This window comes from Streptomyces pactum (assembly GCF_016031615.1).
Classification (GTDB): Bacteria; Actinomycetota; Actinomycetes; order Streptomycetales; family Streptomycetaceae; genus Streptomyces; species Streptomyces pactus.
Map to the genome: position 1 here is coordinate 2702163 of NZ_JACYXC010000001.1, position 15116 is coordinate 2717278.

The window sequence follows — 15116 nt, forward strand, 5'->3', positions numbered from 1 at the left end:
GAACGAACACCTCCGTCAATATTGCCACCGTCGGACGACCAGCACACCGCGTGATACCCGGACATAACGCCCCTAGTCGGCTAGCTTCATCACGATCGAACAAAGAGATTCAACAGAACTGTTCAGATTCTGAACCGAGGCGCGTACGTTTCTGTGCGTTCGCGTTGCCGGAGCGTTCACCGCCCGGGGATGTCCCGTGCGCCGGGGCGTTCACCGCGCTCCGGTTCCGGCGGCCCGGACCGGTGCGCCCCCGCCCCGGCCGTATCCGTACCCGCCCCCGACCGTCGACCACCCCACCCGCTCCCGACCCCGTCCCCGGCACCATGTGCCCGCCCCGTCCCCGTCCCCCCGTCCCGCACCCGATCGCACGACCCCGCTCCCAGCGCCTCCTCAACGCCACCGACCCCGTTCGCACCGGCCACCCCCGCGCCGCCCGGAGGGGCCCCGGACCCGAAGAGAGTGACCCATGCAGCAACTGGCCGAAGGGCTACGGCTCCCCACCAACGGGCTCGACTACACCATCCTGGGCATCTACTTCGCCGTCGTCCTGGGCATCGGCTTCGCCGCCCGGCGCAGCGTGCGGACCAGTCTCGACTTCTTCCTCTCCGGCCGGTCGCTGCCCGCCTGGGTGACCGGGCTGGCCTTCGTCGCCGCCAACCTGGGGGCCACCGAGATCCTGGGCATGGCCGCCAACGGGGCGCAGTACGGCGCGTACACGGTGCACTGGTACTGGATCGGCGCCATCCCGGCGATGGTCTTCCTCGGCCTGGTGATGATGCCCTTCTACTACGGGTCGAAGGTCCGGTCGGTGCCGGAGTTCCTGCTGCACCGGTTCGGCCCCGCCTCGCACCTGCTCTCCTCGATCATCTTCGCGGTCTCCTCGGTGCTCATCGCGGGCGTCAACCTCTACGCGATGGCGATCGTGCTGGAGGCGCTGATCGGCTGGCCGCAGTGGCTGGCCATCGTGGTCGCCGGGTTCTTCGTCCTGGCGTACATCACCCTGGGCGGGCTGTCCTCCGCCATCTACAACGAGGTGCTGCAGTTCTTCGTCATCCTCGCCGCGCTCATCCCGCTCACCGTGGTCGGCCTGAAGCGGGTCGGCGGGGTGGACGGGCTGAGCGACAGCCTCACCGGCAGCCACGGTGACGACTTCCTCTCCGCCTGGGGCGGCACCGGCATCGGTTCGGACAACCCGCTGGGCGCCAACTGGCTCACCATCGTGCTGGGCCTGGGCTTCGTGATGAGCTTCGGCTACTGGACGACCAACTTCGCCGAGGTGCAGCGCGCGCTGTCCGCGAAGAACCTCTCCGCCGCCCGGCGCACCCCGCTGATCGCCGCCTTCCCCAAGATCCTCATCCCGATGGTGGTGGTCGTCCCCGGGCTGATCGCCCTGGTGATGGAGCCGACGCTGGGCAAGGCGGGCAGCGACCTGCAGTACAACGACGCCATCCCGGTGCTGATGCGGGACCTGCTGCCCAACGGCGTGCTGGGCATCGCGGTGACCGGGCTGCTCGCCGCGTTCATGGCCGGCATGGCCGCCAACGTCTCGTCCTTCAACACCGTCTTCACCAACGACATCTGGGCCGCGTACGTGAAGAAGGGCCGGCCGGACAGCTACTACCTGGCCACCGGCCGGGTGATCACCGCGATCGGTGTACTGATCGGCATGGGGACCGCGTTCATCGCCTCGTCGTTCAGCAACATCATGAACTATCTGCAGACGCTGTTCTCGTTCTTCAACGTGCCGCTGTTCTGCGTCTTCATCATCGGCATGTTCTGGAAGCGGTCCACCGCGGCGGCCGGTTTCTGGGGGCTGCTGTCGGGCACCGTGGCCGCGATGGTGAACTACTTCTGGTTCTACAAGCAGGACGTCATCGACATCCCCAGCGACCAGGGCGCCAACTTCGTGTCCTCCATCGTGGCGTTCGTGGTCGGCGCGGTGGTGATGCTGGTGGTCACCGCCTTCACCCGGCCCAAGCCCGCCGAGGAACTGGCCGGCCTGGTGTACGGCACCCGCTCCCCCGGCATGGCGGAGCCGCCCGCCGAGGGCGACGACGCCTGGTACCGCAAGCCGGCCCTGCTGGGCTGGGGCGCGATCGTCCTGGCCGCGGTGTGCTACATCCCGTTCTCCTTCTGACCCTGCCGAGTGCGAGGCGACCCACCATGAGCGAGTACGAGTACCAGCAGCAGGTCGAGGAACTGGAGCGCAGGTCGGCCACGGCCGCCCGGCTCTTCGACATCCGCCGCATCATCGGCGGCCTGTTCGTGGTCTACGGCGTGATCGTGACCATCGCCGGGATCACCGCGTCCGACGCCGACCTGAAGAAGGCCCAGGACATCAACATCAACCTGTGGACGGGCATCGGCATGCTCGCCCTGGGCGCGTTCTTCCTGGTCTGGGTCAAGCTGCGGCCGGTGGCCCCGCCGCCGCCCCCGGCCGAGGAGATCCTCGACGAGCACCCGAACCCCTGACCCGGCGGGCGGGGCAGGTGGTCAGCCGTCGCCGCAGCACGGGTGTGAGGCGGCGACGGCCCCGGGAGCGGGACTCGGTGTGCGGGGCGGGGCACGACACGGGGGGCGCGATGGGCGGGGGCTCGCGTCGGGCGCGACGGGGTGACGCACGGGGGCGCGGGGCGTCCTCTGACGCGGTGCGGCCGGGGGCGGTGGGCTCACCCGGGGACCGGGCGTGGCGCGGCGGGCTCGTGTCCGCCGGGGGGCGTGACGTGCGGGCTCCCGGCCGGCGCGGGCGGGGGTGGTGGTCAGCCGTCGCCGGGGGGTGGCCGACGGGTGCGGGGCCCGGTCCAGCAGCCCGGTCCGCGCCGCCAGCGCCGCCGCCTCCAGGCGGGAGCCCACCCCCAGCTTCATCAGCACCCGCTGCACATGGGTCCGGGCGGTGCTCGGTGCTATCCCCATGCCGGCCGCGATCAGCCGGGTGTCCTCGCCCTCGGCGACCCGCACCAGCACCTCCACCTCACGGGGGGTGAGGATCTGCAGCAGCCGGGCGCCCTCGTCGTCCGGCTGTGCCGCGGGGTTGAGCAGTTCGGCGAACGCGCCCTGAAGCAGCTGGGGCGCCACCGCGGCCTCCCCGGCCCGCGCCTTGATCATGGCGCGTTCCACGCCGTCGATCCGCTCGTCGTGGCGGACGTAGCCGGACGCCCCGGCGGCGAATGCGGCGGCGATGCCGCGGGGGCTGGGCACCGGCCCGAGCACCACCACCGCCACCTGCGGGCGCTCCGCCTTGATGCGCCGGACGGGATCGAACGCGCCGGGCTCGGCCGGCGCCGAGGTGCCCAGCAGGCAGACCTCCGGCGACCGGTTCACCACCAGTTCGGCGGCGCCCGCGCTCGGCGCCGCAGCGGCCAGCACGCGGTGGCCGCGGAGCCTCAGCGCCGAGGCGAGTGCCTCGGCCAGCAGCCGGTGGTCATCGACCACCATGAGTCGCACACCCATGAACCCCCCTTCCCGGAAGCTACCCGCTCACTCGGCACCGTGCGCCGCCAACCGGGAAGAAGCTCCCCTGATTGTCGAAATCCGGACCGTAGGTGTCCAGCGGGGATCTCCCAACTGACCGAAACCGTCCGCTTGGTGGACGAGAGTGACGCCGCCACCCCCGGGAGGTCCAGAGCGCGGCCCGCACGGGCCGGGGAGGAGCCCGGCCGGAACGGGGCCTGGACCGGGCCGGCCTGGGCGAGGCGGCCGGGCAGGGCGGCCTGGGCAGGGGCGGCCGGACAGGCACGGCCGGGGTGGCCGCGGACACGGCGGCGGCCCCGCCCGTACCGCCCGGAGCGTGGTGTCCGGGCGGCGGGACGGGGCCGCGGCAGGTGTACCGGGCGGGCGGCGTACGGGTCAGCCGGCGCCGAAGCCCATCGCCAGCAGCCGCTCGTTGTCGAACGCGCCGGAGGGCTTGGAGGCGTACACGTACCCCAGGTACAGCCGGCCGTTGACGTAGGAGACCCAGCTGCTGTCCGGGCTGAACCAGGTCTCCTGGTCCACGCTGGTGTCCGGGTTCCGCATCAGCAGGTCCTTCTTGTACGTGGTCGGGTCGATCCGCCACACCGAGCCGCCCTTGCGGTAGGTGGGCTGCTGGTAGGCGATCAGGTAGCCGTCCTCGTCGAGCTTGAGCGGCACCGTCGCGGCCTCCGAGTCACCGTCGGCCTTCCCGATGGTCTTGCCGGTCTTCATGCTGAACGCCACGATCTCGTTGACCGCGCCGGCGCCGCCGTTGGACCGCTCCTCGCTCGCCATGAAGATGGTGTCGGTCTGCTCGCTCACCACGATCTGGGTGCAGCCGCCGATGTTGGTCGAGTCGCAGTCCACCACGTACTGGCCGTTGCGCGTGGAGATCTTGGTCTTCAGCTTGCCGGTGGCGGCGCTGTCGTCGATCACCCACACATCGGTGACGTCGTAGCTCTCCCCGGCCGCTTCCAGGCCGAGCACCAGGGGGTCGGCGGAGACCACGTGCACGTCCTTGATCCCGCGCGGCACCTGGTAGCCGGAGATGACGTCACCGGTCTTCGGGTTGACCGTGCTGACCTTGATGTTCGGACTGTCGTACTCGCCGCAGTAGGTGGCGGCGACCAGCTTCTCCTCGCTGCCCTCGTAGCCGCGGTCCTCGCAGTCGCCCTCGGACGGCGCCCACAGCTGCTTGCCGTCCAGCGACCAGGCCGCGCCGCCGTCCAGGCCGCCGGCGGCCACGGTACCGGCGCCGATGGTCACCTCGTCGAAGTCGATCCGGGAGCCGCCGTCCTCGATGTGCTTCTGCCAGACCAGCTTGCCCGCGTCCAGATCGACCAGGCCGATCTCGCTGCAGTCCGCGTAGTCCTTGTCGTTCTTCGGCTTGTGGTCCTCGAACACGATGGCGGTCAGGTTGTCCTCGGTGACCCCGCGCCAGCCCTGGCAGACCTGGCCGTCGAGCGGGATCTGCCACGTGGGCTTGCCGCCCTCCACCGGGTAACCGGTGATCTTGTAGTCCTCGGTCTTGGCGAAGATCTTGTCGGTGGCCCACAGACCGGGGACGGTGACCTGGTCGGTCTTGACCTTCGGCACGCGGACGGCGTTGAGCAGCCGGGCGTCCACCGGGTCCGGGGCCGGCTTGGAGGTGAACCCGCCCTTGGTGCCGCCGGTGTCCTTCCCCGGGTCGCCGGTGGGGCCCTGACTGGTCTTGTTGCCGTCGTCGGCCTCGGTGCTGCCGCCGTCGTCCTTGGTGATGAAGAAGATGCCGGCGCCGACGATCAGCGCGACCGCGACCACCGCGCTGACGATGATCATCATCCGCTGCCGGGCCGCCTTGCGGTCACCCCCGTCGCCCGGAGCACCGCCCGGGCCGGGCGGCACGGGGGCCTGCGGGTAGCCGTACGGCGGCTGGGCCCCGTACGGCTGGGGGTATGCCGACCTGCGTGGGCTGGGCGTGCACCGGCTGCGCCTGGGTGGGGGCCGTATCCGGGCGGGCCGGGGTAGCCGTAGCCACCGGCACCGGTCGGAGGGGTCTGCGGGCCGGGGGTAGCCGTAACCGCCGGCCCCGGCCGGAGGTGCCTGCGGCGCACCGGGGGGCGGCACGGCCGGAGCCCCCCGGCGGCGGTACGGCCGGGGCGGGCGGCGGTGTGCCCGGGGCCGCGGGCGGCGGGGTCTGCGGTGCCTGCCCCGGCTGCCCCGGGTAGCCGTAACCGGGCTGTCCGGGGAGCGGCGGGGCCGGAGGCTGCTGCGGGTATCCGTAACCGTGCTGCGGCGCGCCGAAGCCGCCCTGTGAGGGGTGGTCCCCCGCAGAGCCAGGAGGGGGCTGGTGAGGTGGCTGAGGCGGCTGAGACATCGGGATCCTTCGTGCGCGGGACCGTGTGCCGATCGGTCTCCCCCGCGTCCCAGGGGCCGAATATCCCCCGGGAAGGAGCGAATCGGACACATCTCCCGCCGGTATGCGGCTGGTTGGCGGGTGTTCTTTGTATCACCCGTCAGCGACGCGTCCGGGGGCGGTCCCGGTTCCCCCACCGGCCCGAACGCCGTCCACGGGACCCGCGGCACCGCCCCTCCTGGACGTCCGGGCACCCGCCGCGCAGCCCGCTCAAGCGCTCATCGCGGCGCGGCGGAAACGGCGTTGACCTGCACCGGGCCGTCCCCCGCCGGTCCGGGACGACGGTCGGGGCCTGCCGTGGGGACGGGCGCGCGGGCCGGTACGGTGCCCGGCCGGGCGGGTCCCGCCCCCCGGGCCGGGCGCAGCCGTCCGCCGCCGGGCGCCGGGCGGCCGTCACAGCTCGCGGGCCGGACCCTCACCGGTTCTCGACCGGATCGTCACACGTCCTCGGCCAGTTCCAGCCAGCGCATCTCCAGCTCGTCCCGCTCGCCCGCCAGCTCCCGGAGCTGGGCGTCGAGTTCGGCGACCTTGGAGAAGTCGGTGGCGTGCTCGGCGATCTGCCGGTGCAGCGCGCTCTCCTGCTCGCTGATCTTGTCCAGCCGGCGCTCGATGCGCTGCAGTTCCTTCTTGGCGGCGCGGGTGTCACCGGCGGAGCGGCCCTGGGGCGGCGGCGCCGGTGGCGGCGGCCGGGGGCGGGGGGCGGGGGGCGGGCGCGGGCGCGGCGGCGGCCTTCGCCCGCTCACGGCGCTCCAGGTACTCGTCCAGCCCGCGCGGCAGCATCCGCAGGGTGGCGTCGCCGAGCAGGGCGAACACCCGGTCGGTGGTGCGCTCGACGAAGTACCGGTCGTGGCTGATGACCACCAGGGTGCCCGGCCAGCCGTCGAGCAGGTCCTCCAGCTGGGTGAGGGTCTCGATGTCCAGGTCGTTCGTCGGCTCGTCGAGGAAGAGGACGTTGGGCTCGTCCATCAGCAGCCGCAGAATCTGCAGCCTGCGGCGTTCGCCGCCGGAGAGGTCGCCGACCGGGGTCCACTGCTTCTCCTTGGTGAACCCGAACTTCTCGCAGAGCTGGGAGGCGGTCATCTCCCGGCCCTTGCCGAGGTCCACCCGCTGCCGTACCCGCTCCACGGCCTCCAGCACCCGCCAGTCGCGGTCCAGCTCCGCCACCTCCTGGGAGAGGTAGGCGAGTCTGACGGTCCTGCCGACCACGATGCGGCCGCCGACGGGCTGCTCCTCGCCGTCGGTGGCGGCGGCCCGGGCCAGCGCCCGCAGCAGCGAGGTCTTGCCCGCCCCGTTGACCCCCACCAGACCGATGCGGTCACCGGGGCCGAGCTGCCAGGTCAGGTGCTTGAGCAGCACCTTGGGGCCGGCCTGGACGGTCACGTCCTCCAGGTCGAAGACGGTCTTGCCGAGGCGGGAGTTGGCGAACTTCATCAGCTCGGCGGAGTCGCGCGGCGGGGGCACGTCCTCGATCAGCGCGTTGGCCGCCTCGATCCGGAAGCGCGGCTTGCTGGTGCGGGCGGGGGCGCCCCGGCGCAGCCAGGCCAGCTCCTTGCGCATCAGGTTCTGCCGCTTGGCCTCCTCCGACGCGGCGATCCGCTCCCGCTCGGCGCGGGCGAAGACGTAGTCGCTGTAGCCGCCCTCGTACTCGTGCACCGTGCCGCGCTGCACGTCCCACATGCGGGTGCACACCTGGTCCAGGAACCAGCGGTCGTGGGTGACGACCACCAGCGCCGAGCGCCGGGCCCGCAGATGCGCGGCGAGCCAGGAGATGCCCTCCACGTCCAGGTGGTTGGTCGGCTCGTCCAGGACGATCAGGTCCTGCTCGGCGATGAGCAGCTTGGCGAGCGCGATCCGGCGGCGCTCACCGCCGGAGAGGGGTCCGATGACGGTGTCCAGACCCTGCGGGAAGCCCGGCAGGTCGAGTCCGCCGAAGAGCCCGGTGAGCACGTCGCGGATCTTGGCGTTGCCCGCCCACTCGTGGTCGGCGAGGTCGCCGATCACCTCGTGCCGCACCGTGGCGGCCGGGTCCAGCGAGTCGTGCTGGGTGAGCACCCCCAGCCGCAGGTGACCGGCGTGGGTGACGCGCCCGCGGTCGGCGGACTCCAGCTTGGCCAGCATGCGGATCAGGGTGGTCTTGCCGTCTCCGTTACGGCCGACGACGCCGATCCGGTCGCCCTCGTTGACGCCGAGGGAGACGCCGTCGAGCAGTGCACGGGTGCCGTACACCTTCTCCACGGCTTCCAGATTGACGAGGTTGGTGGCCATCTCACTCCAGGGACTCGGATCGATCGACATCCCAGGGTAGTCGCCGCGCGGACCCCACCGGGACGACGGCGGCCCGGCGCCGCGCCCTGCCTGCCCCGGCTTCGCGCCCTGCCTGCCCCTGGGCTCCGTGCTTTGCCTGCCCCGGGCTCCCCTTTCCTTTCCTTTCGGCCCCCGCCCCCCGCCCCTCTCCCTTCCCCTCGCTGCTCGCCCCCTGCCCCCCGGGTCCCCTCTCTGTCAGGGCCCCGCCCGCCCCATCGCAGGCAGCCCACGCCCCCAGCCCCCCGCCCTCTCTGGATCTGCCCCGCCCTGTTCCTCTCTCTTTCAGGGCCCGGCCCGTCCCCTCTCCGGCGGCCCCGCTCCCTCCCCCTGCCGCTCTCTGCTCGCCGTCCGTCCGGCCCCCGGTCCGACCTTCCCCCGTCCCTGCCGTGCCCCCGGACGCGCCGTGGTCGATCTCGGGTCGTCCCGCGGCTGGTGCTCGGCCGTCCGCACGGAACCGGCCCACCAGGGTCCGGGCCCCGCCCGGCGGCCGCCCGTCGCCGTGCCCCGCTCGTGCCGCGTGGCCGCCGCCCCGGCCCGGGCCGGTGATGGTCCTTGTGCGGGGCGCGTCCTCCGGGGACGTCCCGCGCCGGGGTCCGAGGGGACGGTGGTGTCACTTCTCCAGGTCGGGGCGGCTCTCCGGGTCGGGACTGCCGGGCTCGTGCGGGCGGTCCGAGGCCGCGCCCGGCGGGGTCGTGTCGGCCGGGGTCTCGACCGGGGTGTCAGCCGGTGCCGCGTCGCTCGGGGCGTCGGCGGGAGTTCCATCGGCGGACGTGGCCGGGCTGCCGGGTGAAGTGGGGGTGGTGGCTGCCGGCGACGCGGGGGACGGGTGCCCGGACGGTGCGGGCGGCGCGGGTGAGGTGGCCGCGCCGGGCGCGGAGCCGGCGCCGGAGACATGGGTGCCGGGTATGTGCGCGGGCGCGGAACCGGCGCCGGTACCGGACGCCGACGCGGGGGGCGGCACGGGGACCGGGGGCGGTGTCCCGCCGTACGCCGGGGCGGGGGAAGTGGTCCCGCCGCCGTAGGCCGGGGCGCCGTGATACGGCCCCGCGGGGTGCGGGATGTGAGAGGCCCGGGCGGGGCCGCCGAAGGCCGGTGCCGGGTGGGGACCCAAGAGGGCGGCGCGGAAACCCATGCCGATGTCCTGCGCGTCGCTGATCATCCGCACGGTCAGCACTCCCAGCACGCCTGCCGCGACGAGCGCCAGGTCACCCAGGGCGAGGACCAGCAGGCCGAACCTCGCGTCGTCCGCCTCGTCCGGCGAGACCAGCAGCCACCAGCCCACCGCGCTCAGCACGCTGGAACCCACCCAGGTGGACCACCAGCCCAGGAGCAGCCCGGCGCCACGGGGCTTGGGCGGTATGCCGTAGGGCGGTGCCGGGGGTGGCGGGGCGGTGGCCATCAGGATGTCGTCGGCGATCTGCTTGGGGATCCACCAGTTGGCGAACGGCAGGAACCAGGCGGAGAGCGCCATGCCGGGCACGTGCCGGTGCCGGCCCGGGGCGAGCGCCTCGGCGTTGGTGCGCACCCGGTGGAACCAGACGAGGAAGACCGGGATGGTGCAGAGGAAGCCCAGCAGGAGCAGGAAGAGCGAGGTCAGCCAGAACTCGCCGAGGCCGTCGGCGATCTCGTCGCGGAACGAGTCGCCGCAGGAGCCGAACGTGTCGTACTCGTAGGAGTAGTCGCCGCAGTCCTCGTCGAGCGCGTCCCGCAGCCGGAAGTCGGCGACCGCGCGCATCAGGGCCAGCGCGCTCATCACGGCGAGCATGATCGCGGCAGCGTTGCCCAGGCCGGCGACCGGGCCCGCGCCGGAGGGCCTGGTGGCGGCGGGCCGCGGTGCCCCGGTGCCCGGGGCGGTCACACCGCCCGGAGGTGTCCCCGCGCCCGCCGGGGCGGGGGGCATGGTGGCCGCGCCCGGGGGGACCGGTGGCGCGGTGGCCGCGGGCACCGCTCCGCAGCCGGGACAGTGTCCGTCCGGTGCCAGATGCATGGCACGGCATCGCTGGCAGAGCATGTGCGTCCCCCGTGTTCGTGGTCCACCCGGCGTGCACCGCCGGCGACTGCCTCGATGCTAGGGGTGTCCCGCGGCCCGCTCCACCCCTGTGGATAACTGGCTGTGGAGAACCTGTTCACGGAGGGTCGGCGCGACAGGGGCACTTCGGCCGGCCGTCGTCCACCGCGCGCCCGTCGTCGTCCACCGGCCGGTGTCGTCCACCGGCCGGCTGGTCGGGCATCCGGCCGGTCGAGCCGCCGGCCGGCCCGCCGTGGGACAGCCCGTCGGCCCGCCCGTGGGCCGGCCGTCGAGTCGGCCCGTGGCCCGCCGATCGGCCGACCTCCCGCGGGTGGGCCCGTCGGCCGGCCCGCCGTGGGTCGGCCCGCCGGTCGGCCGGCCCGCCGCGGGTGGGTCCGCCGGACCGTCAGTGCGTCGGACCTTCAGCCGGCCGGTCGGCCGTCAGCCCGTCGGACCGTCGGCCGGCCCGTCGGTCCGTCACCCGGGCAGCAGAGTGGCGCCGGCCGCCGGGCCCTGGGCCACCCGGGCCGCGCGGCAGGTCCCGGAGGCGGTGAGCGCGGCGGCGACCCGCTCCGCCGCCGCGGCGTCCTCGGCGAGGAAGGCGCAGGTGGGGCCGGAGCCGGAGACCAGTGCGGCCAGCGCCCCGGCCGCCGTTCCGGCCTCCAGGGTGGCGGCGAGCGAGGGCCGCAGGGAGACGGCCGCGGGCTGCAGGTCGTTGCTCACCGCGGCGGCCAGCGAGACCGGGTCGCCGGTCCGCAGGGCTGCCAGCAGCTGCGGGGTGGCCTCGGGCTCGGGCACCGCCGTGCCGGCGCGGAGCCGGTCGCACTCCCGGTACACGGCCGGCGTGGACAGTCCGCCGTCGGCCGGTGCGAAGACCCAGTGGAAGACGCCCCGCACGTCGAGGGGGGTGAGGATCTCGCCGCGGCCCCGCCCCAGCGCGGCCCCGCCCACCAGGCTGAACGGCACATCGCTGCCCAGTTCCGCACAGATGTCGAGGAGTTCGGTCCGTCCGGCGCCGGTCCCCCACAGCGCGTCGCAGGCGAGCAGCGCGCCGGCGCCGTCGGCGCTGCCGCCCGCCATCCCGCCGGCCACCGGGATGTCCTTGGCGATGTGGATGTGGACGCCGGGGTCCTTGACGCCGTACCGGGCGGCGAGCAGTTCCGCCGCCCGCGCCGCCAGATTCGTACCGTCCCGCGGCACCAGGTGCGCGTCGGGCCCGGTGACCGTGATGCGGAGGGTGTCGGACGGGGTGACGGTGATCTCGTCGTAGAGGCCGACGGCCAGGAAGACGTTGGCCAGGTCGTGGAATCCGTCGGGGCGCGGGGCGCCGACCGCCAGCTGCACGTTGACCTTGGCCGGCACCCGTACGGTGACGCCCCCGGCGGGCCGCGCCACCCGTCCCGGCTCCGGTCCGGCCGCCGGGGACGATCCGGCCGGGCGTGACGGTCCGGCCGTCGGCTGCGGTGCCACCGCCGCTCCGGGCTGCCCGTCCCCCCGCTCCGGCCCGGCCGTGCGTACCGGCCCGCCGGCTGGTCCCGGTCCGTCCACCGGTCCCGGTCCGTTCACGGTCATGCTCCTGCCCCCTTGATCCTCTGCCGCGCCTCGGCGATGGCGGCGAACTGCTCCACAGTGAGGGATTCACCGCGTGCCTGCGGTGAAACGCCCGCGGCGGTCAGGGCCGTCTCCGCCGCCGCCGCGGAGCCCGCCCATCCGGCGAGCGCGGCGCGCAGGGTCTTGCGGCGCTGGGCGAACGCGGCGTCCACCACCGCGAACACCTCGTCCCGGGATGCGGTGGTGGGCAGCGGGTGGCTGCGGCGGACCAGGGAGACCAGGCCCGAGTCCACGTTGGGCGCCGGCCAGAACACGTTGCGGCCGATCGCCCCGGCGCGCTTGACCTCCGCGTACCAGGCCGCCTTCACCGACGGCACGCCGTAGATCTTGGAGCCGGGCCCGGCGGCGAGCCGGTCGGCGACCTCGGCCTGCACCATGACCAGCGTCCGTTCGATGGTCGGGAAGGTGGCGAGCATGTGGAGCAGGACCGGGACCGCCACGTTGTAGGGGAGGTTGGCCACGAGCGCGGTGGGTGCCGGCCCCGGCAGGTCCGTGACGTGCATCGCGTCGGAGTGGACCAGCGCGAACCGGTCGGCGCGCTCCGGGAGGCGGGCCGCGACCGTGGCTGGCAGTGCCCCGGCGAGCGTGTCGTCGATCTCCACGGCGACCACCCGGTCGGCGGCCTCCAGCAGGGCGAGGGTGAGCGAGCCGAGGCCCGGTCCCACCTCGACCACCACGTCGTCGGGGCGCACGTCCGCGGTACGGACGATGCGGCGCACGGTGTTGGCGTCGATGACGAAGTTCTGGCCGCGCTGCTTGGTGGGGCGTACGCCCAGCGCGGCGGCCAGCTCGCGGACGTCGGCGGGGCCCAGCAGCGCGTCCGGGCCGGTCGCTCCCGCGTCCTCCGGCCCGCCGGCGGCGGAAGCGGCCCCCTCGGCGGACGCGGGCCCACCGGCGGCGGACGCGGCGGTGGCAGCGGGGCCGTCGGCGGCGGACGCGGCAGAGCGGTCGGCCGGGGAGGAGTGGCCGTGCGCACCGGAGATGTCCTGCACAACGGAGTCGTCGTGCGTATCGGAGCGGTCGGCCGGGGAGGAGTGGCCGGCCGGGTCGGTGGCGCTCATGCGCCCGCTCCGCCGCACTCGGCCGGGCCGTACCCGCCCTCGGCGCGCCCGCGCCCGGGTCGCGGATCCGGTGTGCTGATCATTCGCTGCCTTCGCTCGCTCACCGGGGAAGTTTACGGCCGGGCGGCGGTTACTCCGGCAGTTGGAACGCCCGCACGCTGTTGGCGGCGATGCGGGCCGCGAAGTCGTCCTCGTCCGCGCCTTTGACCTGGGCCATCGCCCGCAGGGTGTACGGGATGAGGTACGGCGCGTTGGGCCGTCCGCGGTAGGGGGCCGGGGTGAGGAACGGCGCGTCGGTCTCCACCAGCAGCAGCTCCGGCGGGGCGACGGCGAGGGCGTCCCGCAGCGGCTGCGCGTTCTTGAACGTCACATTGCCCGCGAAGGACATGTAGTAGCCGTGCTCGGCGCACGCCTTGGCCAGGTCGGGGCCGCCGGAGAAGCAGTGGAAGACGACCCGTTCCGGGGCGCCCTCCTCGGCGAGCACCCGCAGCACGTCGTCGTGCGCGTCCCGGTCGTGGATGACCAGCGCCTTGCCGTGCCGCTTGGCGATGTCGATGTGGCGGCGGAAGGACAGCTCCTGGGCCGCGACGCCCTCGGCGCCGGTGCGGAAGAAGTCCAGCCCGGTCTCTCCGACGGCGCACACCTGCGGCAGCGCGGCGAGCGCGTCGATCTCGGCGAGCGCCTCGTCCAGCGCCGCCTCACCACCCGCCGGCCGCGTCCGCTGCCGCGGCCCGCCGTCGCCGGTCCCCGTCTCGCCGTGCACGATGCGGGGCGCCTCGTTGGGGTGGAGCGCGACCGCGGCCCAGACGCTTCCGTGGGCGGCGGCGGTCTCGGCGGCCCAGCGGGACCCCGCGACGTCACAGCCGACCTGCACGACCGTCCCCACTCCGACCGAGGCGGCCTTGGCCAGCGCTTCCTCGACCGTCGCCGTGGCGGGCTCCCCGGTCGGCGAGGCGGGGAGCATGTCCAGGTGGGTGTGGGAGTCCACGACCGTCACCCGGAGGGGCTCCGGCAGCGGCGGCGGGGTCTGCTTCGCGCTCATGTGCGCGATTCTAGGGACGCGCCGGGAGCGGCGGGCGGACGGCCTGCGGCAGCGGCCCGGGGACCGTACGCGCCGGGGTGCGCGCCGGAGTGTGGCAGGACGCCCGCGTCCAGGAGGGACAGGGGACGGGGCGCGGGGCGTATGGATCCAGGGAGGGTGGGAGTCCGGCGGGTGTGCCGGGCAGACCCGCCGGCGGGCCCGGGGCTCCTGTACGGGCCCGGGGCTCACGGTCCGGTCCGCGCGGCTCACGGTCGGTCCGGTCCCCGCGGCGCACGTTCCGGTCCCCGCCGCGCACGTGGGGCCGCACGGGCCCACGGCCGGCCACCGCTCAGGACCGCTGCCTGACGCACGGCCCGAAAGACGACTCACGCCCCTGCGTACGGCGATGCACGTTCACGACCGGTGCGGCGGTCGGATGCCGTCGTCGGACGCGACGATCCGGCCGTCCGCGCCGCCCGTCTCCGCAGCTCCCGTCTCCGCGGCGGGGTCCCGGCCGTCGTGCCCGCCGTACTCCCCGGCCCGCTCGGGGCCGGCCGTGGTCCCGGCCGCAGCGCCGTGCCGGTGGTGACGGAGGTGGAACAGCCCGGTCAGGTGGCGGTGGCGCCGACCGGTGGCGGACGGCCCCGGGTGGGCCGTGGCACCGCCGTACCCGGCGCCGCCGTGGGCCGGCGGTGTCTCGTCCTCGGCGGGCATAAGCGGCCCGGCCGGCGGCTGGTAGCCGCGCGCCGCGAACGGTGAGACCTGGCCCGCGCGCATGATCCGCACCACGTGTGAGCCGCAGTTCTCGCAGGTGGGGCGGGACAGCGGGGAGGGCACGCGCTGCCCGTCCGCCCGGTACACGATGAACGGCCGGCCCTCGGCGTCCACGTGGTGCTCGATGTCGTACGACTGCTCCCAGCCCCGCCCGCAGCGCATGCAGGCGAACGAGTACGCCTCGTGGACGACCTCGCGGACCGCCGGGCCGGGCGTGGTGTGGCGGATCGGGTGGGCGACTCCGCTCGTCCGGGCGCCCATGGCGTCGCTCATGGCCACTCCTCCATGTCCGCGGGACACGTCTTCCCCGGACCGGTACGCCCCTCGTGCCGGCGGGACGCCCGCTGCCCGGGCCGGACCGCGGCCGCCGCTCCGGCCCCACGTGCCGCCGGCGGTGCCGGAGCCCGTGTGGTCACCGCTCCGCGCGGCCCGGACCTCGTCTTTTCACGATAGTCCTCCGCCCCGGCCGCCGCGCCCCGCCGACCGGATGAG

8 protein-coding genes and 2 pseudogenes are annotated in these 15116 nt (G+C 74.4%); 2 read left to right on the forward strand and 8 right to left on the reverse strand.

Translation table 11 applies throughout. The features are described 5' to 3' along the window. The first annotated feature begins 466 nt into the window (after nt 1-466). Nucleotides 467-2137, forward strand: a complete 1671-nt coding sequence (locus IHE55_RS10515; protein WP_197988785.1) for a sodium:solute symporter family protein — start codon at nt 467-469, stop codon at nt 2135-2137. Nucleotides 2138-2163: 26 nt separating this feature from the next. After that, nucleotides 2164-2472 carry a hypothetical protein gene (locus tag IHE55_RS10520; protein WP_197988786.1) on the forward strand — a complete coding sequence of 103 codons (309 nt, stop codon included), beginning with the start codon at nt 2164-2166 and terminating at the stop codon, nt 2470-2472. 320 nt (nt 2473-2792) lie between these two features. On the opposite strand, the pseudogene IHE55_RS10525 reads toward IHE55_RS10520, so the two are convergent. The 8 genes and pseudogenes from IHE55_RS10525 to IHE55_RS33060 all read right to left on the reverse strand — a co-directional run. Then, nucleotides 2793-3450 (reverse strand): annotated as a pseudogene (locus IHE55_RS10525) (response regulator transcription factor); the annotation flags it as partial. Between the two features lie 396 nt (nt 3451-3846). Then, nucleotides 3847-5271, reverse strand: coding sequence for a PQQ-binding-like beta-propeller repeat protein (locus IHE55_RS10530; RefSeq protein WP_232265522.1), 1425 nt, complete (start codon nt 5269-5271; stop codon nt 3847-3849). A 1011-nt stretch (nt 5272-6282) separates the two neighbouring features. Then, a pseudogene (locus IHE55_RS10535) lies at nt 6283-8110 on the reverse strand (ABC-F family ATP-binding cassette domain-containing protein). Nucleotides 8111-8759: 649 nt separating this feature from the next. Next, nucleotides 8760-9902 (reverse strand): DUF4328 domain-containing protein, encoded by a 1143-nt coding sequence (locus IHE55_RS10540; protein WP_197988787.1) that lies wholly within the window; start codon nt 9900-9902, stop codon nt 8760-8762. Nucleotides 9903-10634: 732 nt separating this feature from the next. Further along, the gene (locus tag IHE55_RS10545; protein ID WP_197988788.1) at nt 10635-11552 is read right to left on the reverse strand and encodes a 4-(cytidine 5'-diphospho)-2-C-methyl-D-erythritol kinase; all 918 of its coding nucleotides are present in this window, start codon (nt 11550-11552) and stop codon (nt 10635-10637) included. 173 nt (nt 11553-11725) lie between these two features. After that, complete coding sequence (gene rsmA / locus IHE55_RS10550; protein WP_197991923.1) at nt 11726-12583, reverse strand: 16S rRNA (adenine(1518)-N(6)/adenine(1519)-N(6))-dimethyltransferase RsmA; 858 nt, start codon at nt 12581-12583, stop codon at nt 11726-11728. 376 nt (nt 12584-12959) lie between these two features. Next, the gene (locus tag IHE55_RS10555) at nt 12960-13871 is read right to left on the reverse strand and encodes a TatD family hydrolase (protein ID WP_197988789.1); all 912 of its coding nucleotides are present in this window, start codon (nt 13869-13871) and stop codon (nt 12960-12962) included. A 393-nt stretch (nt 13872-14264) separates the two neighbouring features. Then, nucleotides 14265-14897 carry a hypothetical protein gene (locus IHE55_RS33060; RefSeq protein ID WP_372442648.1) on the reverse strand — a complete coding sequence of 211 codons (633 nt, stop codon included), beginning with the start codon at nt 14895-14897 and terminating at the stop codon, nt 14265-14267. Nucleotides 14898-15116 lie beyond the last annotated feature (219 nt).

Coding starts and splice junctions, on each gene's coding strand:
- IHE55_RS10515 (WP_197988785.1), top strand. CDS start 467: ATGCAGCAACTGGCCGAAGGGCTACGGCTCCCCACCAACGGGCTCGAC.
- IHE55_RS10520 (WP_197988786.1), top strand. CDS start 2,164: ATGAGCGAGTACGAGTACCAGCAGCAGGTCGAGGAACTGGAGCGCAGG.
- IHE55_RS10530 (WP_232265522.1), bottom strand. CDS start 5,271: ATGATGATCATCGTCAGCGCGGTGGTCGCGGTCGCGCTGATCGTCGGC.
- IHE55_RS10540 (WP_197988787.1), bottom strand. CDS start 9,902: ATGAGCGCGCTGGCCCTGATGCGCGCGGTCGCCGACTTCCGGCTGCGG.
- IHE55_RS10555 (WP_197988789.1), bottom strand. CDS start 13,871: ATGAGCGCGAAGCAGACCCCGCCGCCGCTGCCGGAGCCCCTCCGGGTG.
- IHE55_RS33060 (WP_372442648.1), bottom strand. CDS start 14,897: ATGAGCGACGCCATGGGCGCCCGGACGAGCGGAGTCGCCCACCCGATC.